The organism is Pseudomonas protegens, from assembly GCF_003363755.1.
In the GTDB taxonomy this organism is placed as follows: Bacteria; Pseudomonadota; Gammaproteobacteria; order Pseudomonadales; family Pseudomonadaceae; genus Aquipseudomonas; species Aquipseudomonas danubii.
Genome location: NZ_CP031396.1, coordinates 4,842,407 through 4,866,385, shown reverse-complemented (window position 1 = coordinate 4,866,385; position 23,979 = coordinate 4,842,407). Strand labels below are relative to the sequence as shown.

The 23,979-nt window shown below is 59.4% G+C and carries 20 protein-coding genes; all 20 read right to left on the bottom strand.

What is annotated here, in order from left to right; translation table 11 throughout:
- Positions 1-99: 99 nt before the first annotated feature.
- Complete coding sequence (kdsA, locus tag DWF74_RS21945; protein ID WP_011059542.1) at positions 100-945, bottom strand: 3-deoxy-8-phosphooctulonate synthase; 846 nt, start codon at positions 943-945, stop codon at positions 100-102.
- A gap of 5 nt (positions 946-950) precedes the next feature.
- Positions 951-2,582, bottom strand: coding sequence for a CTP synthase (locus DWF74_RS21940; protein ID WP_102878557.1), 1,632 nt, complete (start codon positions 2,580-2,582; stop codon positions 951-953).
- A 274-nt stretch (positions 2,583-2,856) separates the two neighbouring features.
- Positions 2,857-4,173, bottom strand: a complete 1,317-nt coding sequence (gene tilS / locus DWF74_RS21935; RefSeq protein WP_102861379.1) for a tRNA lysidine(34) synthetase TilS — start codon at positions 4,171-4,173, stop codon at positions 2,857-2,859.
- 115 nt (positions 4,174-4,288) lie between these two features.
- Entirely contained in the window at positions 4,289-5,236 is a 948-nt protein-coding gene (locus tag DWF74_RS21930; protein WP_016964689.1) for an acetyl-CoA carboxylase carboxyltransferase subunit alpha, read from the bottom strand.
- Positions 5,237-5,375: 139 nt separating this feature from the next.
- Positions 5,376-8,897: a DNA polymerase III subunit alpha gene (dnaE, locus tag DWF74_RS21925; RefSeq protein WP_115581704.1), complete on the bottom strand. Its 3,522-nt coding sequence runs from the start codon at positions 8,895-8,897 to the stop codon at positions 5,376-5,378.
- 69 nt (positions 8,898-8,966) lie between these two features.
- Positions 8,967-9,599, bottom strand: a complete 633-nt coding sequence (gene rnhB / locus DWF74_RS21920; protein ID WP_102861377.1) for a ribonuclease HII — start codon at positions 9,597-9,599, stop codon at positions 8,967-8,969.
- 11 nt (positions 9,600-9,610) lie between these two features.
- On the bottom strand, positions 9,611-10,741 hold the full coding sequence (gene lpxB / locus DWF74_RS21915; RefSeq protein WP_102861376.1) for a lipid-A-disaccharide synthase: 1,131 nt from the start codon (positions 10,739-10,741) through the stop codon (positions 9,611-9,613).
- 2 nt (positions 10,742-10,743) lie between these two features.
- Positions 10,744-11,520 (bottom strand): acyl-ACP--UDP-N-acetylglucosamine O-acyltransferase, encoded by a 777-nt coding sequence (gene lpxA / locus DWF74_RS21910; protein ID WP_102861375.1) that lies wholly within the window; start codon positions 11,518-11,520, stop codon positions 10,744-10,746.
- Complete coding sequence (gene fabZ / locus DWF74_RS21905) at positions 11,517-11,957, bottom strand: 3-hydroxyacyl-ACP dehydratase FabZ (RefSeq protein WP_007924058.1); 441 nt, start codon at positions 11,955-11,957, stop codon at positions 11,517-11,519. Before fabZ ends, lpxA begins: the two co-directional genes overlap by 4 nt.
- Positions 11,958-12,066: 109 nt before the next feature.
- A complete protein-coding gene (gene lpxD, locus DWF74_RS21900) occupies positions 12,067-13,122 on the bottom strand; it encodes a UDP-3-O-(3-hydroxymyristoyl)glucosamine N-acyltransferase (protein WP_115581703.1) in 1,056 nt (351 codons plus the stop codon).
- Between the two features lie 3 nt (positions 13,123-13,125).
- On the bottom strand, positions 13,126-13,629 hold the full coding sequence (locus DWF74_RS21895) for an OmpH family outer membrane protein (RefSeq protein ID WP_102861373.1): 504 nt from the start codon (positions 13,627-13,629) through the stop codon (positions 13,126-13,128).
- Positions 13,630-13,673: 44 nt separating this feature from the next.
- Positions 13,674-16,064, bottom strand: coding sequence for an outer membrane protein assembly factor BamA (bamA, locus tag DWF74_RS21890; protein WP_115581702.1), 2,391 nt, complete (start codon positions 16,062-16,064; stop codon positions 13,674-13,676).
- A gap of 74 nt (positions 16,065-16,138) precedes the next feature.
- Entirely contained in the window at positions 16,139-17,491 is a 1,353-nt protein-coding gene (rseP, locus tag DWF74_RS21885; RefSeq protein ID WP_115581701.1) for a sigma E protease regulator RseP, read from the bottom strand.
- 48 nt (positions 17,492-17,539) lie between these two features.
- A complete protein-coding gene (gene ispC, locus DWF74_RS21880) occupies positions 17,540-18,730 on the bottom strand; it encodes a 1-deoxy-D-xylulose-5-phosphate reductoisomerase (RefSeq protein ID WP_115581700.1) in 1,191 nt (396 codons plus the stop codon).
- Positions 18,727-19,533 carry a phosphatidate cytidylyltransferase gene (locus tag DWF74_RS21875; protein WP_115581699.1) on the bottom strand — a complete coding sequence of 269 codons (807 nt, stop codon included), beginning with the start codon at positions 19,531-19,533 and terminating at the stop codon, positions 18,727-18,729. The genes ispC and DWF74_RS21875 overlap by 4 nt, the downstream gene beginning before the upstream one ends.
- A complete protein-coding gene (uppS, locus tag DWF74_RS21870) occupies positions 19,533-20,288 on the bottom strand; it encodes a polyprenyl diphosphate synthase (protein ID WP_011059528.1) in 756 nt (251 codons plus the stop codon). The genes DWF74_RS21875 and uppS overlap by 1 nt, the downstream gene beginning before the upstream one ends.
- Before the next feature lie 15 nt (positions 20,289-20,303).
- A complete protein-coding gene (frr, locus tag DWF74_RS21865) occupies positions 20,304-20,861 on the bottom strand; it encodes a ribosome recycling factor (RefSeq protein ID WP_102861367.1) in 558 nt (185 codons plus the stop codon).
- The gene (gene pyrH / locus DWF74_RS21860) at positions 20,858-21,601 is read right to left on the bottom strand and encodes a UMP kinase (protein ID WP_011059526.1); all 744 of its coding nucleotides are present in this window, start codon (positions 21,599-21,601) and stop codon (positions 20,858-20,860) included. The genes frr and pyrH overlap by 4 nt, the downstream gene beginning before the upstream one ends.
- A gap of 208 nt (positions 21,602-21,809) precedes the next feature.
- Entirely contained in the window at positions 21,810-22,676 is an 867-nt protein-coding gene (tsf, locus tag DWF74_RS21855) for a translation elongation factor Ts (protein ID WP_016962579.1), read from the bottom strand.
- A gap of 203 nt (positions 22,677-22,879) precedes the next feature.
- Positions 22,880-23,617, bottom strand: a complete 738-nt coding sequence (gene rpsB / locus DWF74_RS21850; protein ID WP_011059524.1) for a 30S ribosomal protein S2 — start codon at positions 23,615-23,617, stop codon at positions 22,880-22,882.
- Positions 23,618-23,979: the final 362 nt, after the last annotated feature.

The window sequence follows — 23,979 nt, the reverse complement described above, 5'->3', positions numbered from 1 at the left end:
GGGTCAAATTGCATTCTTGTAGGAGCCGGCTGGCTGGCGAACGGGTCCGCGAGGACACCTTCGCCGGCCAGCCGGCTCCTACAGAGGAAGTCGCCGGTTTTACGCGGTTTCTACCGTGGGGAAACTCTTGACCAGCTCGTCCAGAGCCTTGAGCTGAGCCAGGAACGGCTCAAGCTTGTCCAGGCGCAAAGCACAAGGGCCGTCGCACTTGGCGTTGTCCGGATCCGGGTGGGCTTCCAGGAACAGGCCGGCCAGGGACTGGCTCATGCCGGCCTTGGCCAAGTCGGTGACCTGAGCCCGACGACCACCAGCGGAGTCGGCGCGACCGCCCGGCATCTGCAGGGCATGGGTCACGTCAAAGAACACCGGGTACTCGAACTGCTTCATGATGCCGAAGCCGAGCATGTCCACCACCAGGTTGTTGTAACCGAAGCTGGAACCGCGCTCGCAGAGGATCAACTGATCATTACCCGCCTCTTCACACTTGCTCAGGATGTGTTTCATTTCCTGAGGCGCGAGAAACTGGGCCTTCTTGATGTTGATCACCGCGCCGGTCTTGGCCATGGCCACCACCAGGTCGGTCTGCCGCGAGAGAAACGCCGGCAACTGGATGATGTCGCAGACTTCGGCGACCACGGCGGCCTGGGCCGGCTCGTGGACATCGGTGATGATCGGCACGCCGAAGGCCTGCTTCACGTCTTCGAAAATCCGCATGCCCTCTTCCAGGCCAGGACCACGATAAGAAGTCACCGACGAACGGTTGGCCTTGTCGAAGCTGGCCTTGAACACGTAGGGAATACCGAGCTTCTCGGTAACCCGTACGTACTCTTCACAGACCTGCATCGCCATGTCGCGGCTTTCCAGCACGTTCATGCCGCCGAACAGCACCATCGGCTTGTCGTTGGCGATCTCGATGTTGCCTACGCGGATGATCTTCTGCGCCATCAGGTTCAAGCCTTCTTCTGGTGTTGAGCCAATGCTGCTTTGACGAAACCGCTGAACAGTGGGTGACCGTCACGTGGCGTCGAGGTGAACTCAGGGTGGAACTGGCAAGCGACGAACCATGGATGATCCGCAGCTTCGACCACTTCAACCAGCGCGCCGTCGCCCGAGCGACCAGAGATCTTCAGGCCAGCCTCGATCAGCTGTGGCAGCAGCTTGTTGTTCACTTCGTAACGGTGACGGTGACGCTCGATGATCACGTCCTTGGCGTAGCAGTCGTGGACCTTGGAGCCCGCTTCCAGCAAGCATTCCTGGGCGCCCAGACGCATGGTGCCACCCAGATCGGACGCTTCGTTACGCACTTCGACAGCGCCGGTGGCGTCTTCCCACTCGGTGATCAGACCGACGACCGGGTGACCGCTGGTGCGATCGAATTCGGTGGAGTTGGCATCTTTCCAGCCCATGACGTTACGGGCGAACTCGATGACCGCTACTTGCATGCCCAGGCAGATACCCAGGTACGGCACCTTGTTCTCGCGGGCGTATTGCACTGCAGTGATCTTGCCTTCCACGCCACGCAGGCCGAAACCGCCCGGGACCAGGATCGCATCAACGCCTTCCAGCAGCGCGGTGCCTTGGTTCTCGATGTCTTCGGAATCGATATAGCGCAGGTTGACCTTGGTGCGGTTGGTGATGCCGGCGTGACTCATCGCTTCGATCAGCGACTTGTAGGCGTCCAGCAGTTCCATGTACTTGCCGACCATGGCGATGGTGACTTCATGCTCAGGGTTGAGCTTGGCGTCTACCACCTTTTCCCACTCGGACAGATCGGCGCCGTTGCATTGCAGGCCGAAACGCTCGACGACGAAATCGTCCAGACCCTGGGCGTGCAGTACGGCCGGGATCTTGTAGATGGTGTCGACGTCTTCCAGGGAGATCACCGCACGCTCTTCAACGTTGGTGAACAGGGCGATCTTGCGACGCGAGGACACATCCACCGGATGGTCGGAGCGGCAGATCAGCACGTCAGGCTGCAGACCAATGGAGCGCAGTTCCTTCACCGAGTGTTGGGTCGGCTTGGTCTTGGTCTCGCCAGCGGTGGCGATGTACGGAACCAGGGTCAGGTGCATCAGCATCGCGCGCTTGGAGCCGACTTCGACCCGCAGTTGGCGGATGGCTTCAAGGAACGGTTGCGACTCGATGTCGCCCACGGTACCGCCGATTTCCACCAGGGCCACGTCGGCATCGCCGGCGCCCTTGATGATGCGACGCTTGATCTCGTCGGTGATGTGCGGAATCACCTGGATGGTGGCGCCCAGGTAATCACCACGGCGCTCCTTGCGCAGCACGTGCTCGTAGACACGGCCAGTGGTGAAGTTGTTGTTCTGGGTCATGGTCGTGCGGATGAACCGCTCGTAGTGGCCCAGGTCCAGGTCGGTCTCGGCGCCGTCGTGGGTGACGAACACTTCACCGTGCTGGAACGGGCTCATGGTGCCCGGGTCGACGTTGATGTACGGGTCCAGCTTGAGCATGGTGACCTTAAGCCCCCGCGCCTCCAGGATGGCCGCCAATGAAGCCGAGGCAATGCCTTTCCCCAATGAAGAAACAACACCGCCCGTGACGAATATGTAGCGCGTCATGAAAAACCCTAGAAGTCTGCGTTAAAGCGGTCAGTGCCGCCGGGGAAAGCGAAGGAAGGCCGAAGCCCCCGATCACCTGCATTAATCACAGTGCACCTTTCAAAAAAACCGCCGCGTGGTGACAGACCGGATGCAAAAACACCGGTAGGTTGCTCGCTACACATTTTTTGGAATCGCCCAGCAAAGACTGCTTGGTAATCGGCAACTCCTGCAATTCAGGCGAATCCACAGAAGTTGTATCAAGAAGGGAGCGTAGTCTACCGGAAAGCCCCTTTCAGCTCAAACCTTGATCGCTGGTCAGTGGTCGCCAATGCAATTGCCAGTCGGCCTGGGGATTTGCCGCAAGCGCCGGCAGGTTTGCCACTGCCAGCAACCGCTCATCCTGGTACAGCAGCGGCAATCTGCCACGGACGAAGCTCGGTAGTCCGGCCTCGTTGAGCAGACGCTTCAGGTCACGATGACCACGTCCGGCCACCTGCAAGACTTCCCCACCCTGCCGATAACGGATGTGCAACGGGCCCTGGGGCGCCGAGCCGACGAAAAACACCTGGCCATTGTTCGGCAACTGCAACGGACTGCCCGGATCCTGCCATTCGATCCCGCTTTTCACCTGCTGCAACCAGGCACCAGACAGCCACCAGATTCGCCCTCCCGCGCGATGCACTTCGCCGTCGGCCAGACACCATCGAGGATGCCCCTGCGCGCTGGCATCCCGCAGACTCTCCCAGCCGGCCCAATGATCGGTGTCCGGCAAACGGCCACGCTTGCTCAGCCAGTGACTCAAGACGTTGCGCTGCCGGGCCGGGGATAACGACTGCAAAGGAGCAAGGGCCAGTGACGGCAAGTCCAGCCAGGGAAAGTCGCTCTCCCCCTCGGCTGGCGCCAGATCCATCATCGCCAGCTCATCGAGCAGGCCCTGTGCTTCTCTCAGGTGGGCGGCGCTGCGACTCATGCTGGTCGCGGCCTGAGGCCAGCGAGCAATCAACGACGGCATCACCTGATGCCGCAGATAATTGCGCGAATATTGATGATCGGCATTTGAAGGGTCCTGGACCCAGCTCAGGCAATGCTCGGCGGCGTAACGTTCAAGTTCGGCACGGGACACTCCAAGCAAAGGCCGCAACAGGTGCCCTGCGCCCAAAGGTCGGCTTTCCGGCATTGCCGATAGCCCCCGGACGCCAGCACCGCGCAACAGTCGAAACAACAGGGTTTCGGCCTGATCATCACGATGCTGGGCTGTCAGCAGCAACTCATTGGCAGCGGTCAAGCGCTCGAATGCCCCATAACGCGCCTCCCGGGCAGCCCCTTCGAGACTGGAACCGGCCCGCACCTGGACATGAATCACCTGCAACGGCACACCCAGGGCAGCACAGATCGCCTGACAGTGGGCCGGCCAAGCATCCGCCGCCGCTTGCAGCCCGTGATGAACATGCACAGCCGTGAGCCGTGGAAGGCCATGTTGATGCGCCAGATCGACAAGGAGATGCAGCAGGACAGTGGAATCAAGTCCACCGGAGAAAGCGATGCGCCAATGAGCGGCTTCACGCCAGGGCGCCAGGCTTTTTAGGAGTTTGGCGGAGAGAGAGTTCATGAAGCTTCAAGCCCCGCAGGAGCATGTGCTCGAGAAAGGACGACGCCGCAATCTGATCGATTGCGGCGCCTGGGTCGCGAGCAAGCGTACCCCTAAAAGGGGGAACAGTGCTCGATCAGAGACCGTAGCTCATCAGGCGGTCATAACGACGGGCCAGCAGGGTGTCGTTATCCATTTCCTTGAGCATTGCCAGCTGCGAGCTGAGTTCGGCACGGATCGAGGCAGCCGCGGCGGCTGGATCACGATGGGCGCCACCCAGCGGCTCGCTGATGACCTTGTCGACAATGCCCAGGCCTTTCAGACGCTCGGCGGTGATGCCCATGGCCTCGGCTGCATCGGCGGCCTTTTCCGAGGTTTTCCACAGGATCGAGGCGCAGCCTTCCGGCGAGATCACCGCATAAGTGGAATATTGCAGCATGTTCAACTGGTCGCAGACGCCGATGGCCAATGCGCCGCCGGAACCACCCTCACCGATCACGGTGGCGATGATCGGGGTCTTCAGGCGCGCCATGACCCGCAGGTTCCAGGCAATCGCCTCGCTCTGGTTGCGCTCTTCAGCGTCGATGCCCGGGTAGGCGCCCGGAGTGTCGATGAAGGTCAGGATCGGCATCTTGAAGCGTTCGGCCATTTCCATCAGGCGGCAGGCCTTGCGGTAGCCTTCCGGACGCGGCATGCCGAAGTTGCGGCGTACCTTCTCGCGCACTTCGCGGCCTTTCTGATGACCGATGATCATCACCGGCTGCTCGTCCAGGCGAGCAACGCCGCCGACGATCGCGGCGTCGTCAGAGAAGTGGCGATCGCCATGCAGCTCGTCGAACTCGGTGAAGATGTGCTGGATGTAATCCAGAGTGTACGGACGACGCGGGTGCCGCGCCAGACGTGCGATCTGCCAGCTGGTGAGCTTGCCGAAGATGTCTTCGGTCAGGGTATTGCTCTTGTCCTGCAGGCGGGAAATCTCATCGCCGATATTCAGCGAATTGTCATTACCGACCAAGCGCAACTCTTCGATCTTGGCTTGCAGGTCGGCGATCGGCTGTTCGAAATCAAGAAAATTCGGGTTCATAGGCGTCCGTCTGGGCTCGACGTCCAAGGGGGCTTGGGCCGGCCGGTTGTCTATTCGCGCCCTACCTTAAGGGACGGACGCGTTGAGGTCGAGATTAAAAATTCATGTGGCGATGAGGCGCAATGATGGCACCTCACCGTCAACGGTATTGGAGGAAGACGTTGTCTCGCCCGAACTGGTCACGCAGGGCTTGAATCAAGCTGTCTGCCGGGTCGATCCGCCAGTTCTCGCCAAACTGCAGCAAGGCCTTGGCGTCGTTACGGGTGTACTCCATGGTGATCGGGCACGCACCGCGGTGACGCTTGAACAACTCACCCAGCCAGCGTAGCTGATCGCCCTTGAGGGCATCGGTATGGACTTTCAGGCGCAGGCTTTCCGCCAGGTTGGTCCGCGCGTCTTCCATGCTCATCACCCGCTTGACCCGCAAACGCAGGCCGCCGGAGAAGTCGTCGTTGCTCACCTCGCCTTCCACCACCACCATGGCGTCGGTCTGCAACAGCGACTGGGCCGAGTGGAAGGCATCGGCAAACAAGGAGGCCTCGATCCGCCCCGAACGGTCGTCGAGGGTGATGAAACCCATCTTGTCGCCCTTTTTGTTCTTCATCACCCGCAGGGCAATGATCATGCCCGCTACCGTCTGGGTATCCCGGGCCGGTTTCAGGTCAATGATGCGCTGACGAGCGAAGCGGCGGATCTCGCCTTCATACTCATCAATCGGGTGCCCGGTCAGGTACAGGCCGAGGGTATCTTTCTCGCCTTTAAGGCGCTCCTTGAGGGTCAGCTCCTTGGCCTTGCGATGGTTGGCGTAGACATCCGCGTCCTCATCGACGAACACTCCGCCAAACAGGTCGGCGTGGCCGCTGTCGTGGGTACGGGCAGTTTGCTCCGCCGCCTTGATCGCCTCTTCCATGGCGGCCAGCAGTACCGCGCGGTTCTGGTCGATGTTGGCCTGGTAGGCCTTGGGCTCGTCGAAGAAGTGCGGGCCGAGACGGTCCAGGGCACCACTGCGAATCAGACCATCCAGGGTCCGCTTGTTAATGCGCTTGAGGTCGACCCGGGCACAGAAATCGAACAGGTCCTTGAACGGCCCCTCAGCACGGGCTTCGGTGATGGCTTCCACCGGTCCCTCGCCCACCCCTTTGATCGCGCCAAGGCCATAAACGATGCGACCTTCATCGTTCACCGTGAACTTGAATTCGGAAGTGTTCACGTCTGGCGCATCGAGGCGCAGTTTCATGGTCCGCACTTCCTCGATCAAGGTCACGACCTTGTCGGTGTTGTGCATATCCGCGGACAGTACCGCCGCCATGAAGGGCGCCGGGTAGTGAGCCTTGAGCCAGGCAGTCTGGTACGACACCAGGCCGTAGGCGGCGGAGTGGGATTTGTTGAAACCGTAACCGGCGAATTTTTCCACCAAGTCGAAGATGTTGCCCGCCAGGTCCGCATCGATATTGTTGCTGGCGCAACCCTCAATGAAACCGCCACGCTGCTTGGCCATTTCCTCGGGCTTTTTCTTACCCATGGCCCGACGCAGCATGTCCGCACCACCGAGGGTGTAACCGGCCATGACCTGGGCAATCTGCATCACCTGTTCCTGATACAGGATGATGCCGTAGGTCGGCGCCAGAACCGGGCGCAGGCCATCGTACTGATAGTCGGGGTGCGGGTAGGCGAGTTCGGCGCGACCGTGCTTACGGTTGATGAAGTCATCCACCATGCCCGATTGCAGCGGCCCCGGACGGAACAGGGCCACCAGTGCAATCAGGTCTTCCAGGCAGTCGGGCTTGAGCTTCTTGATCAGCTCCTTCATACCCCGGGATTCAAGCTGGAATACCGCAGTGGTTTCAGCTTTCTGCAACAGGCTATAGGTCGGTTTGTCGTCCAGCGGGATAAAGGCGATATCCAGCGGTTCCTCGCCGACCTTGGCGCGGTCGCGGTTAATGGTTTTCAGCGCCCAATCGATAATGGTCAGGGTCCGCAGACCGAGGAAGTCGAACTTCACCAGACCGGCCGCCTCGACGTCATCCTTGTCGAACTGGGTCACCAGGCCGCCGCCTTCTTCGTCGCAGTAGATCGGCGAGAAGTCGGTGAGCTTGGTCGGCGCGATCACCACACCACCGGCGTGTTTACCGACGTTACGCACCACGCCTTCAAGCTTGCGCGCCATTTCCCAGATTTCCGCCGCTTCTTCATCGACCTTGATGAAGTCCCGCAGGATCTCTTCCTGCTCGTAGGCTTTTTCCAGGGTCATGCCAACTTCGAAGGGGATCATCTTCGACAGACGGTCGGCCAGGCCATAGGACTTGCCCTGAACCCGCGCCACGTCGCGCACCACCGCCTTGGCCGCCATGGAACCAAAAGTGATGATCTGGCTTACCGCGTTGCGGCCGTACTTCTCGGCCACGTAATCGATCACCCGGTCGCGACCGTCCATGCAGAAGTCGACGTCGAAGTCGGGCATGGAAACCCGTTCCGGGTTAAGGAAACGTTCGAACAGCAGGTCGTATTCCAAGGGGTCGAGGTCGGTGATCTTCTGCACGTAGGCCACCAGGGAGCCGGCACCCGAGCCTCGGCCCGGCCCTACCGGCACGCCGTTGCTCTTGGCCCACTGGATAAAGTCCATAACGATCAGGAAGTAACCGGGGAATCCCATCTGGATGATGATATCCAGCTCGAAATTCAGCCGATCGACGTAGACCTGGCGCTTGGCTTCATAGTCCTCGGTGGTGTCCTTGGGCAGCAGCACGCTGAGGCGCTCGTCCAGGCCATCGAAGGAAACCTTGCGGAAATACTCATCGATAGTCATGCCATCTGGAATCGGATAATCAGGCAGGAAGTGCTTACCCAGCTTGACTTCGATATTGCAGCGCTTGGCGATCTCGACCGTGTTTTCCAGCGCCTCGGGCAGGTCGCTGAACAGCTCGGCCATTTCCTCGGCGCTTTTCAGGTACTGCTGATCGCTGTAGTTCTTCGAACGGCGCGGATCATCCAGGGCCCGGCCTTCGCCGATGCACACCCGGGTTTCATGAGCCTCGAAATCTTCCTGCTTGATGAAACGCACATCGTTGGTGGCCACCAGCGGCGCACCGATCTTGTCGGCCAGGGCCACGGCGGCGTGCAGTTGCTCTTCATCATTGGGTCGGTTGGTACGCTGCACTTCCAGGTAGAACCGGTCCGGGAAGACCGCCATCCACTCCCGGGCCAGGGTTTCGGCGACCTCCAGGTCACCGGCGATCAGCGCCATGCCAATCTCGCCCTCCTTGGCCGCCGAGAGCATGATCAGGCCTTCTGCGGCCTCTGCTACCCACTCGCGCTCGATGATGATCTGGCCATTGCGCTGGCCATCGATAAAGCCGCGGGAAATCAGCTCGGTCAGGTTGCGGTAACCCACGGCGTTCATCACCAGCAGGCTGATGCGGCTCAGGGGGTTATCCGGGTCCTTGTTCGACAGCCACAGGTCGGCGCCGCAGATCGGCTTGATCCCCGCACCCATGCTGTTTTTGTAGAACTTGACCAGGGAACACATGTTGTTCTGGTCGGTGACCGCCACCGCAGGCATGCCCATGCCGGTGAGAGCCTTGACCAGCGGCTTGATCCGCACCAGACCGTCGACCAGGGAGTATTCAGTGTGCAGGCGCAGGTGAACGAATGAAGCCGGCATAGTGATCCTGTAATAAGCGCGAAAACAACAAGGCCCGGATTGTACCGGGCCTCGACTAAAACATCAGCCTCAGGACTGAATCTCGCCCTGCGCCTCACGGGCTTCATAGGCCTGCCGCACCGGGGCGAAGGAACGCCGGTGAATCGGCGTCGGCCCCAGGCGGGCCAGGGCCTCCAGGTGCACCGGCGTCGGATAGCCCTTGTGGCCACCGATACCGTAACCCGGGTAGATCAGCTCGAAAGCGGCCATTTCCCGGTCGCGGCTGACCTTGGCCAGAATCGACGCTGCAGCGATCGCCGGAACCTTGCTATCGCCCTTGACCACCGCCTCGGCCGGCATCGCCAGCTTCGGGCAACGGTTGCCGTCGATCATCGCCAGCTTCGGCGTCACGCTCAGGCCTTCCACCGCTCGCTGCATCGCCAGCATGGTGGCGTGGAGGATGTTCAGCTCGTCGATCTCTTCGACTTCAGCCCGAGCAATGCACCAGCTCAGGGCCTTCTCACAGATTTCATCGAACAGCTTCTCGCGACGGGCCTCAGTGAGTTTCTTCGAGTCGTTGAGGCCCAGAATCGGCCGTTGCGGATCAAGAATCACCGCAGCAGTGACAACCGCCCCGCACAAAGGGCCACGGCCAACTTCGTCGACACCGGCCACCAGGTCCTCGGCATCGGCCACCAGGGTGAAATCCAGGCCCATCTGCATCTTTGAATTACTCACAGGGTTTTGCCGATCAACCCAAGTACCGCTTGCGCGGCCTGGTTGGACGCATCACGGCGCAAGGTTCGGTGGATCTCGTCAAAGCCGCGGGTCTGCTCTTCACCGCCATCGATCAGCGGCGACAGCGTCTGAGCCAGGGCCTCGGCAGTAGCGTCGTCCTGCAGCAACTCGGGCACCAGCAAACGCTGGGCCAGCAGGTTCGGCAAGGAAATATATGGACTCTTGACCATGCGCTTGAGAATCCAGAAGGTCAGCGGCGCCAGGCGATAGGCCACCACCATCGGACGCTTGTAGAGCAAGGCCTCCAGTGTGGCGGTACCGGAGGCGATCAACACCGCGTCACAAGCGGCCAAGGCCTTATGGGACTGACCATCGAGCAAGGTCAGCGGCAGGTCGCGACTGGCCAGCAGCTCTTCCAGCTGGACCCGACGCTCCGGGCTGGCGCACGGCATGATGAAGCGCACGCCTGGGCGCATGGCTCGTAAACGCTGGGCGGCATCGAGGAACAAGGCACCCAGGCGCCCTACTTCGCCGCCACGGCTGCCGGGCATCAAGGCCACCAGCGGACCGTCGGGCAAGCCCAGCTCCGCACGCGCTGCAGCGCGATCGGCTTGCAACGGAATGGCATCGGCCAGGGAGTGACCGACGAACTTCACCGGTACACCCTGCTCTTCATAGAAGCGAGCCTCGAAGGGAAACAGGGTCAGCATCAGATCGCAGCCTTCGCGGATCTTCAGAACCCGCTTCTGCCGCCATGCCCAGACCGACGGACTGACGTAGTGCACCGTCTTGATCCCGGCCTGACGCAACTTGAGTTCGATATTCAGGGTGAAATCCGGGGCATCGATCCCGATGAACACATCCGGCTTTTCAGCAATCAGGGTCTGGATCAGCTTCTTGCGTCGCGCCAGCAATTCACGCAACCGCCCAAGCACCTCCACCAACCCCATGACCGCCAGGCGCTCCATGGGAAAGTAGGAAGTGAGGCCTTCGGCTTCCATCAGCGGACCGCCGACGCCAATAAATTCAACGGCCGGGTGCTGAGCCTTGAAGGCTCGCATCAAACCGGCGCCGAGAATGTCGCCGGAGGCTTCGCCAGCCACCAGCGCAATACGCAGAGTGTTCATGATTAACGGGTGATGCCGCGAGTCGAAGACTGGATCGAGTCACGAAACACCGCGACTTCGGGGAACTGTGCAGCCGGCTCGGCCAGTTCGGCCAGGGCCTGATCCACCGTCAGCCCTTGGCGATAGACCGTCTTGTAGGCGCGACGCAGTGCATGGATTGCATCTTCGCTAAAGCCGCGACGGCGCATGCCTTCGAAGTTCATGCTGCGGGCTTCGGCAGGGTTGCCGAACACCGTGACGAATGCCGGCACATCCTTGCCGATGGCGGTGCCCATGCCGGAGAAGCTGTGAGCGCCGATATGGCAGTACTGATGCACCAGGGTGAAGCCGGAGAGAATCGCCCAATCATCCACGTGCACATGCCCGGCCAACGCAGTGTTGTTGACCAGGATGCAGTGGTTGCCAATGACACTGTCGTGGCCGATATGGGCATAGGCCATGATCAGGTTGTGATCGCCCAGAGTGGTTTCGGAACGGTCCTGGACGGTGCCACGGTGAATGGTCACGCCTTCGCGGATCACGTTGTGGTCGCCAATAACCAGGCGGGTTTCCTCGCCTTTGTACTTCAGATCAGGCGTGTCCTCACCTACCGAGGAAAACTGGTAGATGCGGTTGTGCTTACCGATCCGGGTAGGGCCCTTGAGAATCACATGGGGCCCGATCACTGTACCCTCGCCGATTTCCACACCAGCGCCGATGATCGACCACGGGCCAACCTCAACGTCGTCGGCCAGGATGGCCGTCGGATCGATGATTGCGCGAGGGTCAATCAAACTCATAGTTTGCGTTCCGCACAGATGATTTCAGCGGAGCAGACAGGCTTGCCGTCTACCGACGCCTGGCACTCGAACTTCCAGATCTGACGCTTGCAGCTGATGAACTTGGCTTCAAGAATCAGTTGGTCGCCCGGCAGTACTGGCTGACGGAAGCGCAGCTTGTCGGAACCGACGAAGTAATAAAGGGTGCCGTCGGCTGGCTTCACGTCGAGCATCTTGAAACCGAGAATGCCCGCAGCCTGAGCCATGGCCTCGATGATCAACACGCCCGGCATGATCGGATGCGCCGGGAAGTGACCATTGAAGAACGGCTCGTTGATGCTGACATTCTTGTAGGCACGAATGCACTTGCCCTCGACATCCAGGTCCACTACCCGATCCACCAACAGGAAAGGGTAACGGTGAGGCAAGTATTCGCGAATCTCGTTGATGTCCATCATTTCGGGGGGAAGCCTGTAGTAAAGAGTGGGAGCGCGCGACTAACGCACGCCCCTCTAGCAAATCAAGGAGGCAGTCTAGCGGCTGTGCACACTTGATATGGAAATGGTATCAGCCATCTGATGAAGCATTGCCGTCAGGGGTCACGTCCCCAACGCGCTTTTCCAACTGGCGCAAACGCCGCGCAAGGTCATCGAGCTGACGGATGCGTGCCGCGCTTTTGCGCCACTCGGCAGCAGGTTGCATGGCCGTACCGGAAGAGTAAGCGCCCGGCTCGGTAATCGAGTGGGTCACCATGGTCATTCCAGTGAGGAATACGTTGTCACAAATCTCGATGTGCCCTACCAGACCCACACCGCCGGCGAGCATACAGTGCTTGCCGATCTTGGTGCTGCCGGAAATTCCCACACAAGCCGCCATCGCCGTGTGATCGCCGACCTGGACGTTGTGGGCAATCTGAATCTGGTTATCCAGCTTCACACCGTTGCCGATGACGGTATCGGCCAGAGCGCCGCGGTCAATCGCCGTATTGACGCCGATTTCCACATCGTCACCGATGGTCACACCGCCAATCTGCGCGATCTTCTGCCAGATGCCTTTTTCATTGGCAAAGCCGAAACCTTCACCCCCGAGCACCGCCCCCGACTGGATGACCACACGCTGACCAATGCGCACATCGTGGTACAAGGTCACCCGCGGGGCCAGCCAGCCGCCTTCGCCGATTTCGCAGCGAGCACCGATAAAGCAGTGGGCACCGATGGTTACTCCAGCCGCAATCCGCACACCAGACTCGATCACTGCAAACGGACCAATGCTGGCCGCCGGGTGCACCTGCGCATCGGCAGCAATCACCGCTGACGGATGGATACCCGCTGGCGCCTTGGGCTTGGGATCGAACAGATGGGAAATACGGGCGTAGGACAGATAAGGATCAGCCACCACCAATGCATCGCCGGCATAAGCCTCGGCATCAGCGGCCTTCAGCAATACCGCGCCCGCCTGGCAGTCCACCAGGTACTTGCGATACTGCGGATTTGCCAAAAAGCTCAACTGAGCTGGGCCAGCCTCCTGCAAGGTGGCTAGCCCAGTGATTTCCTTCTCCGCGTCGCCACGCAAGGTGGCGCCGAGGAACTCGGCCAATTGGCCGAGTTTTATGGTCGCGGTCATGGCTTACTTCAGCTGATTCATGCGCTCGATAACTTGGCGAGTGATGTCGTACTGAGGTTTGACATCGATCACTGCGCCACGCTCGAAAACCAGGTCGAAAGCACCTTTCTTGATGACTTCTTCAACGGCGCTGTCCAGCTTCGGCTTCAGTTGCTTGAGCATCTCGCGGTCAGCAACAGCCTTGGCTTCGTTCAGTTCCTTGGACTGGAACTGGAAGTCCCGAGCCTTTTGCTTGAATTCGAGCTCCAGACGCTCACGCTCGCCTTGCTGCATCTTGTCGCCACCGGCCACCAGGCGATCCTGGATGCCCTTGGCACTGCTTTCCAGAGTCTTCAGCTTGGTCAGTTGCGGGCCGAATTTCTTCTCGGCATCCACCGCGTACTTCTTGGCCGCGTCGGACTCCAGCAGAGCCATCTGATAGTTCAGAACAGCGATTTTCATTTCGGCAAACGCCGGGCTCGCGACCAGTACGGAGGCCAGGAGAACCAATTGAGTCAACTTACGCACGATGCACTCCTACAAAATCCATTGTCGTTATCTTGGGTAGACTATTAGAAAGTCTGACCGAGAGAGAATTGGAACACCTGAGTTTCAGCGTCATCCGGTTTCTTGATCGGCATCGCCAGGGCAAAGCTCAATGGCCCCAAAGCAGTGACCCAAGTCACACCAACACCCACCGAACTGGCCAGATTGCTCAAGCTGATATCGTTGCACTGCGTTTTCACATTCGACGCCGCAATGGTGTTGGACGTGCTTTCACAGCGAGAGTTGAAGACGTTACCCACATCCCAGAACAACGAAGTGCGCAGGGAACGCTGATCTTTGACGAACGGCAGCGGGAACAGCAACTCGGCACCACCCTGGATCAATACGTTACCGCCGAATGGCAGTGGATCCTGGTCTGGGTCAGCAGCTGTACCAGCGTTACCCGTGACCTTCGCACCACGACTCGGAGTACTGCGCGGACCCAGGGTACTGTCCTTGAAGCCACGTACCGAGTTGAAACCACCAGCATAGTAGTTCTCGTAGAACGGCAAGCCCTTGGTATCACCAAAGCCGTCGCCATAACCCAGTTCGGTATGGAAGCGCATGGTGTAGTTCTCACTCAGCGGAGTGAACAACTGACCACGGTAGTCGAGCTTGAAGAACGACAGGTCGCTACCTGGAGTAGTGGTTTCCAGAACCAGGCTTTGCGAATGGCCGCGAGTGGCCAGCACACCTTTGTTCAGGGTCGACTCGGACCAGCCGGCCGACGCCTTGAAGTTGAGGTAGCTGTCGCCCTGCTTGTTCACGAAGTCGAAGATTTCGTCGACGGTGTACAGGCCGGTCTTGATCTTGTCCTGCTGCGCGGTCAGGCCGAAGGTCAGACGCGAAGTCTCACTGATCGGGTAGCCCACGCTGACGCCGGCACCGAGGCTGTCCACCGCATAGCTGGCCACGTCGACGTCGAGGTCTTTGTAGTCAGTGGTGCGATAGAAAGCGTTGTAACCCAGGCTCACGCCATCGGCGGTCCAGTAGGGGTCAACGTAGCCGAAGTTGTAGCGGCTCTGGTATTCGCTGCGGGTCAAACCGATGCTGACCTTGTTACCGGTACCCAGGAAGTTGTTCTGGGTAATGGAACCACCGAGGATCAGACCAGCGCTCTGGGCGAAACCGACACTGGCGGTGATCGAACCGGATGCTTGCTCTTCAACCGCGTAGTTCACGTCAACCTGGTCATCAACACCCGGTACAGCCGGGGTCTCGACGTTGACTTCCTTGAAGAAGCCCAGGCGCTCAAGACGGGTCTTGGACTGGTCGATCAGGTAGGTCGAAGCCCAGCCGCCTTCCATCTGACGCATTTCACGACGCAGCACTTCGTCCTCGGACTTGGTGTTGCCACGGAAGTTGATACGGTTGACGTAGGCACGTTTACCCGGGTCTACCACGAAGGTGATGTCCACGGTGTGGTCTTCATCATGAGGCTGAGGCACGCCGTTGACGTTGGCGAAGGTGTAGCCCTCGTTACCCAGACGGCGGGTAATCAGTTCGGAAGTGGTGGTCATCAGCTTGCGCGAGAACACCTGGCCCTTCTCCACCAGCAACAGTGCCTTGACCTGGTCTTCAGGTACTTTCAGGTCGCCGCTGAGCTTCACGTCACGAACGCTGTACTTCTCGCCTTCGTTGACGTTGACGGTAATGTAGACGTGCTTTTTGTCCGGGGTGATGGACACCTGGGTCGAAGCAATATCCATATTGATATAGCCACGGTCCAGGTAGTAGGAACGCAGACGCTCCAGGTCACCGGAGAGCTTTTCACGGGCGTACTTGTCGTCGTTCTTGAAGAACGACAGCCAGTTGGTGGTCTTGAGCTCGAACAGGCCAATCAGGTCTTCGTCTGGGAAGACAGTGTTGCCCACCACGTTGATGTGCTGGATGGCTGCGACCGTGCCTTCGTTGATATTGACCTTCAGGCCGACACGGTTGCGTGGCTGCGGAACCACTTCAGTCTCAACGGTAGCCGAGTAACGGCCCTGGGCGACATATTGGCGCTGCAACTCGTTACGAACGCCTTCGAGTGTTGCACGCTGGAAGATCTCACCTTCGGCCAGACCGGACTGTTTCAGGCCCTTCATCAAGTCTTCGGTGGAGATCGCCTTGTTGCCTTCGATCTCGATACTGGCAACCGACGGCCGCTCGACTACCGTAATGACCAGGACGTTGCCATCGCGGCCCAGTTGGATGTCTTGAAAGAAACCGGTTTTGAACAGCGCACGAGTGGATTCCACCAGGCGACGGTCGTCCGCCTGCTCGCCGACGTTCAACGGCAAGGCACCAAAGACGCTACCCGCGGAAACGCGCTGAAGGCCGTTGACGCGGATATCGGAGATAGTGAAGGACTCGGCGTGAACTTCGGCGATCATCAATACGGTGAGAACCGCAGTTAGCAGCAGACGTTTCATGAAGTCCTTTCTTATTCCAACTGGCAATAAACAAACTGCCGCAAAATGCGGCAGATTCGCAATTCAGCGAAGCGTTACAGACGACCCAGATCGTTGACCAGAGCAAGCAGCATGACTCCGACCACCAAGCTGATACCGATCTGTATCCCCCAACCTTGCACCCGATCCGACAAGGGACGACCACGCGCCCACTCGATCAGATAGAACAACAAATGCCCCCCATCCAATACCGGGATGGGCAACAAATTCAGAACACCCAGGCTAATACTCAGATAAGCAAGGAAATTCAAGAAATCAGCAATGCCCGACTGGGCAGAAGCGCCCGCCACTTTAGCAATGGTTATCGGTCCACTCAAGTTTTTTACCGAGAGCTCGCCGAACAACATTTTCTTCAGTGATTCGAGGGTCAGGACACTCATGGTCCAGGTCCGTCGAGCCCCTTCGCCAATCGCCTCCAGCGGGCCATAACTGACCTCGCGAAGCATCTCCGCAGGCCAGTCGACAGCTTTCACCCCAGCCCCAAGGTAGCCATTGGGCGCTTTGTTTTCGCCACGGCTGGCCAAGGTCACAGGGACGTCGATTTGAGCACCATCGCGCTCGACTTGCAGCACAATTTTCGTATCAGGGTGCACACGGACCCAATCAACCACCTGCTGCCAGTCACTGAGCGACTGCCCATCCAGCGCCAGCAGACGGTCGCCGGTTTTCAGGCCGGCAGCTTGGGCCGGGCCTTTCGGATCGAGCTCAGCCAGCACGGGGGGCAATGCCGGGCGCCATGGGCGAATCCCCAGGGAGCGGATCGGGTCCGGCTCGTCGGCGCCCTTGAGCCATTTGTCCAGCACCAGCTGGCGAGAGGAGTCAACCGTCGCGCCCTGCTTGCGCACCTGCACCTGCAGCGTTCCGCTTTCACCCAGACGGCGCACCAGTTGCAGATTCACCGCCGCCCAACCGGAAGTTGGCTCACCATCGATGGCAACAATTTCCTCGCCGGCACCGAGGCCGGCCTTGGCGGCTATGCTCCCGGCCTCTACACCACCGATGACCGGTCGGACCTGCTGACTGCCCAGCATCGCCAGGGCCCAGAAGAACACCAGGGCGAGTAGGAAGTTGGCGATCGGGCCGGCGGCAACAATAGCGATACGCTGGCGCACGGACTTGCGATTGAAGGACTGGTCGAGTTCATCGAGGGCCACTTCGCCTTCACGCTCGTCGAGCATCTTCACGTAGCCACCCAGGGGAATGGCGGCGATCACAAACTCGGTACCGCGACGATCGTGCCAGCGCAGCAACGGCATGCCAAAGCCCACGGAGAAGCGCAGCACCTTGACGCCACAGCGACGTGCGACCCAGAAGTGACCGAATTCATGGAAGGTGACCAGCACACCCAGGGCTACCAGGGTGCCGACAATCATATAGAGCGCGCTCATCTACTTTCTCCGCAATCCTATTCGCCGCCACTCGCCCGGTCGCAAATCCTATCGCCCGTTACGCTGCAACCATTGTTCTGCCAGGCTTCGGGCCTTGGCATCCGCCGCAAACACTGCATCGAGCTCATTGACTGCAACTACAGGTTCAAGGAGCAAGACTTCGTCGATGATACTCGCGATCTCCGGGTAACGGATGCGCCGATCAAGAAAGGCCGAAACAGCCACTTCATTGGCCGCATTGAGCATCGCCGGAGCGCTGCCCCCCGCCTCGGCAGCTTGACGCGCCAGACGCAGGCAAGGGAACCGCTGCTCGTCGGGTGCCTGGAAGTCCAGACGGGCAATCGCGAACAGATCCAACGGGGCGACACCGGAGTCGATACGTTCCGGCCAGGCCAGGGCGTTGGCGATAGGCGTGCGCATATCCGGGTTCCCCAACTGGGCAAGCACCGAGCCGTCGACATAATCCACCAGGGAATGGATCACGCTCTGCGGATGCACCACCACCTCGACCTGAGAAGGCTTGGCATCGAACAACCAGCAGGCCTCGATCAACTCCAACCCCTTGTTCATCATGCTCGCCGAATCCACGGAGATCTTGCGCCCCATGGACCAGTTCGGATGGGCACAGGCCTGTTCCGGCGAAACATGTTCGAGCTCGGCCAGAGGCGTCTGACGGAATGGACCGCCCGAAGCGGTCAACAGAATCCGTCGCACCCCGACCTGACTCAAGCCCCGAGAAAAATCCCCAGGCATGCATTGGAAAATCGCGTTGTGCTCACTGTCGATAGGCAGCAGCACCGAGCCACTCTTGCCTACCGCCTGCATGAACAGTGCGCCGGACATCACCAGCGCTTCTTTATTGGCCAGGAGGATCTTTTTGCCGGCCTCCACCGCCGCGAGGGTCGGACGTAGGCCCGCCGCCCCGACAATGGCCGCCATCACCGCATCGACTTCAGGCGCCGAGGCAACTTCACACAACCCCTGCTCCCCCACCAACACCCGAGTCGACAGGCCAGCGGCTCGCAGATCGTCCTGCAAAGTCCTCGCCGCAGCGACCTCAGGCACCACGGCAAAACGCGGCACATGGCGCACGCACAACGCCAGCAACTCGGCCAGACGGCTGAACCCGCTAAGGGCAAACACCTGATAGCGATCCGGATGACGAGCAATCACATCCAGCGTACTCAGGCCAATGGAGCCCGTAGCCCCCAGAACCGTGATCTGTTGCACACGACTCACAGTGCAGCCATCCACAGCAACACCGCAAACACCGGAATCGCCGCCGTCAGACTGTCGATCCGATCGAGCACACCGCCATGCCCCGGCAACAGATTGCTGCTGTCCTTGATGCCGGACTGACGCTTGAACATGCTCTCGGTCAGGTCACCGACCACCGAAATGAAGACCACAATGGCCGCACCCAACAGCCCCAACAGGATCTGTCCGAAGGACCAATCACGCACCAGCCCGACCACTGCCGTGATCACCAGGCTCAATACCAGGCCGCCATAGACGCCCTCCCAGCTCTTGCCAGGACTCACCTGTGGCGCCAGCTTGCGCTTGCCGAAGGCCTTGCCGGAGAAGTAGGCACCGATATCTGCCCCCCAAACCAGCACCATTACCGCCATGATCAACCAATTGCCCAGTGGCAACTGCTTGATGAACACCAAGCCCTGCCAGGCCGGCAACAGGATCAATAGACCGATCAGCAGCTTGGGGGCCGCCCCGGACCATTGCTCACTGGTGCGCGGATAGGTCAGCACCAGGAAAGTCGCCAACCCCCACCACAACACCGCGGCACCCAGCACCCAAGGCGCAACACCCGGGACCAGATGCATCAAGAACAGCAGCGTCGCCACTACCAGCGCGTAAGCCACCCGAGCCGGCTGCGCCTCGAAACCCGCCAGGCGCGCCCACTCCCAGGCCCCCAGGCTCACCACCAGACCGATGAACAGGGCAAACCCCGAACCTTCGAGCAGGAAAAACCCGCACAAGGCGATCGGCAGCAGGATCAGCGCAGTAATGATTCGTTGTTTAAGCATTAAACCCGGGCTCCAGCCTCGACCTGCTCGCTCGTTTTACCGAAGCGCCGCTGTCGAGATGCGTAATCGGCCAGCGCGTTGCGCATGGCTTCGTGTTTGAAGTCCGGCCAGAACAGGTCGGAGAAATACAGCTCGGCATAGGCCAGCTGCCACAGCAGGAAATTACTGATGCGATGCTCACCACCGGTGCGGATGCAGAGGTCCGGCAACGGCAAGTCGCCGGTTGCCAGACAGGTCTGCAACAGGCCCGGCGTGATGTCCTCGGGCCGCAGGTGACCGGCCTGAACCTCACGCGCCAGGCGCTGGGCGGCCTGGGCGATATCCCATTGACCGCCGTAGTTGGCAGCAATCTGCAGAATGAAACGATCACTGCCCGCGGTAATCGCTTCCGCCTCGCGCATCGCCGCCTGCAACTCGGGATGGAAACGCGAACGGTCGCCAATGATCCGCAGACTGATGTTGTTCTCGTTAAGACGCTTAGCCTCACGCCGCAGCGCCTTGAAGAACAGATCCATCAAGGCACTGACCTCATCGGCCGGGCGCTGCCAGTTTTCACTGGAAAAGGCAAACAGGGTCAGGACTTCGACCTTGGCCTCAGCGCACACTTCGATCACTGCACGTACCGCGTCAACGCCCGCTTTATGCCCGGCAACACCCGGCATAAAGCGTTTTTTTGCCCAGCGGTTATTACCGTCCATGATGATCGCCACATGGCGCGGCACCGAGGACAACACGGACTGCTTGGTCTTTTCCATGAAAACGCCTGACCCTTATACGGCCATCAAGTCCTTTTCTTTTTCCTCAGTCGCCTTGGCGATCTGAGCTTCAAAGTCCTTGATCAACTTGTCGATTTCGGCGCTGCCACGACGCTCTTCGTCTTCGCTGATTTCCTTGTCCTTGGTCAGTTTCTTCAACTCGCCAAGGGCGTCGCGACGGATGTTGCGCACGGCAACCCGCGCATCTTCGGCTGCGGCGCGCGCCTGCTTGGTGAAGCCCTTGCGGGTTTCCTCGGTCAGCGGCGCCATCTTGATCAGCAGCAGCTCGCCCAGGTTGGTCGGGTTGAGGTTGAGACCGGCACTGCCAATGGCCTTGTCGATGGCTCCGAGCATGTTGCGCTCGAACGGCACGACCTGCAGGGTCTGGGAGTCCTTCACGGTCACGTTGGCAACGCCGCTCAACGGCGTGTCGGTACCGTAGTAAGGCACCATCACGCTGCCCAGAATGCTGGGGTGTGCCTTGCCGGTGCGGATCTGGCCGAATGCATGCGCCAGAGACTCCAGGGTTTTCTTCATGCGCTCTTGAGCGTCTTTCTTGATTTCGTTGATCATTGCTCGCCTTCCTCGATCAGGGTTCCTTCAGCGCCACCATGCACGATATTCAGCAGGGCGCCGGGCTTGTTCATGTTGAATACCCGCAGCGGCATCTTGTGGTCGCGGCACAGGCAAATGGCCGTCAGGTCCATCACTCCCAGCTTGCGATCCAGCACTTCATCGTAAGTCAGATGATCGAACTTCTCGGCATGTGGGTCCTTGAACGGGTCTGCTGTGTAAACACCGTCGACCTTGGTTGCCTTGAGCACGACATCGGCATCGATCTCGATGGCGCGCAGGCAGGCTGCGGAGTCGGTAGTGAAGAACGGGTTGCCGGTACCGGCCGCGAAAATCACCACTTCTTTGGAGTTCAGGTGGCGCATGGCCTTGCGACGGTCATAGTGATCGGTCACACCCACCATGGAAATAGCGGACATCACGATGGCCGAGATATTCGCACGTTCCAGCGCGTCGCGCATGGCCAGGGCGTTCATCACAGTGGCCAGCATGCCCATGTGGTCACCTGTGACCCGATCCATCCCGGCAGCACTCAAGGCGGCGCCACGGAACAGGTTGCCACCACCGATCACCAGGCCTACCTGGACGCCGATGCCGACCAGTTGGCCAACTTCCAGCGCCATGCGGTCCAGCACCTTGGGGTCGATCCCGAACTCTTCCGAGCCCATCAGGGCCTCGCCGCTAAGCTTGAGTAGAATGCGTTTATAGCGAGCTTGATAACCACTGCCCTGCTGAGCCATTGCGAATCTCTCCTGCGGCGTATTTTAAAAATTCTTTGCGGGCTGTTTTCAGCCTGCGTTCACTCTAGCTTGACGCTGTCACAGCGCCATCAGAACACGACTTTGTAAACCGGTTCCGAGGTAAAGCAACAAAATTGCCCTGCCCATTTGAAAAGAGGCTGCGCGCGTGAGCGGGCAGCCTCTTCTGGGCGACAGTTGAAAAACCGTCTTACTGTTGCTTGGCAGCAGCCAGTTGTGCAGCAACTTCTTCAGCGAAGTTGTCTTCTTTCTTCTCGATGCCTTCACCTACTGCGAAACGGGTGAAGGAAACGATTTCAGCGCCGCCTTTCTTGGCCAGAGCACCTACGGTGACTTCTGGATCCTTGACGAAAGCTTGCTCAACCAGGCTGGCTTCAGCCAGGAACTTGCTGATACGGCCAGCGATCATTTTCTCGACGATTTCGGCTGGCTTGCCTTTCATCTTGTCTTCGTTCAGCTGCAGGAACACAGCTTTTTCGCGCTCGATGGCTTCGGCAGAAACCTGCGAAGGCAGCAGGAACTCAGGGTTGCTTGCCGCTACGTGCATGGCGATGTCTTTGGCCAGCTCAACGGAGCCGCCCTTCAGGACAACCGCAACACCGATCTTGTTACCGTGCAGGTAAGTACCGACCACGTCACCTTCAACGCGAGCCAGACGACGGATGTTGACGTTCTCACCGGTCTTGCCCACCAGGATCAGACGGTCAGCTTCCTGAGCCTCGATCAGCGGAGCGGCGTCGGTCAGTTTGTCAGCGAACGCTTTTTCAACGCTGGCAGCAACGAATGCCTTGAAGTCGTCCTGCAGAGCCAGGAAGTCGGTCTGCGAGTTCACTTCCAGCAGGACAGCGGCTTTACCGTCGTCCTTGATGGCGATAGCACCTTCAGCAGCCACGTTGCCTGCTTTCTTGGCAGCCTTGATGGCGCCGGAAGCACGCATGTCATCAATGGCTTTTTCGATGTCGCCGCCGGCCTTGGTCAAGGCCTTTTTGCAATCCATCATGCCTTCGCCGGTACGCTCGCGCAGTTCTTTGACCAACGCTGCAGTAATCTCTGCCATTTTCAAAATCCTCTTGGATAGGTTTTCAACCATTCCACCCGATCGAACGGGCGTTCAATTCTTGGGCGCTGCCCCGAATTCACTTCATAACAGCCCCGCATTACAGAAACTGTCGGGGCGCAACGACGAAATGATTTTCGAGTTGGCAAAAAGGGGGCCAAGCCCCCTTTTTGCGTACTGAGTAAACGCTAAGCGTCAGTTACTCAGGCTTCAGCCGCCGGTGCTGCAGCTTCTTCGAACACTTCGGTGCCGCCAGCAACGTTGTTGCGACCACGGATCACAGCGTCAGCCATCGAACCCATGTACAGCTGGATGGCGCGAATGGCGTCATCGTTGCCTGGGATGATGTAGTCAACGCCTTCCGGGCTGCTGTTGGTATCGACAACGCCGATGACCGGGATGCCCAGCTTGTTGGCTTCGGTGATCGCGATGCGCTCGTGATCAACGTCGATCACGAACAGTGCGTCAGGCAGGCCGCCCATGTCCTTGATACCACCCAGGGAACGATCCAGCTTTTCCAGGTCGCGAGTGCGCATCAGCGCCTCTTTCTTGGTCAGCTTGGCGAAGGTGCCGTCTTCTGCTTGCACTTCAAGGTCACGCAGACGCTTGATGGAAGCACGGATGGTTTTGTAGTTGGTCAGCATGCCGCCCAACCAGCGGTGATCGACGTACGGCGAACCGCAACGTGCTGCTTCTTCAGCAACGATCTTGCCAGCGGAACGCTTGGTGCCGACGAACAGAATCTTGTTTTTGCCCTGGGCCAGACGCTCTACGAAAGTCAGAGCTTCGTTGAACATTGGCAGGGTTTTTTCAAGGTTGATGATGTGAATCTTGTTACGCGCACCAAAAATGTACTTGCCCATTTTCGGGTTCCAGTAACGGGTTTGGTGACCGAAGTGCACACCGGCCTTCAGCATATCGCGCATGTTGACTTGGGACATGATAGTTCCTTAATAAGTCGGGTTAGGCCTCCACGTATCCCAATGACCAACCAACAGCATGTGCTGAGGGCACCCAGGTCATCGTGTCGACACGTGTGTGGGTTTGAGCTTTTCGGGGCATCCCCGGAAAGCGGCGCATTTTATACCACAGCAAGGGCCAAAACGGAACCCGGATTCACATCCGTCGATCCTTGCAGTTTTCGCCCTGACCTTGGAAACAGCCCTGAATGCACCATTGTATGGAGACAAGCGCCAGCAGAACCTCAGATTTACGCTGAGCCTCTGTTAGAATCGCATCTTTGCGGCTTCCGAAAACCTCACCGATTCCAGCCTTGCAGGGGCAGGTTTTCAAGCCATTCCGT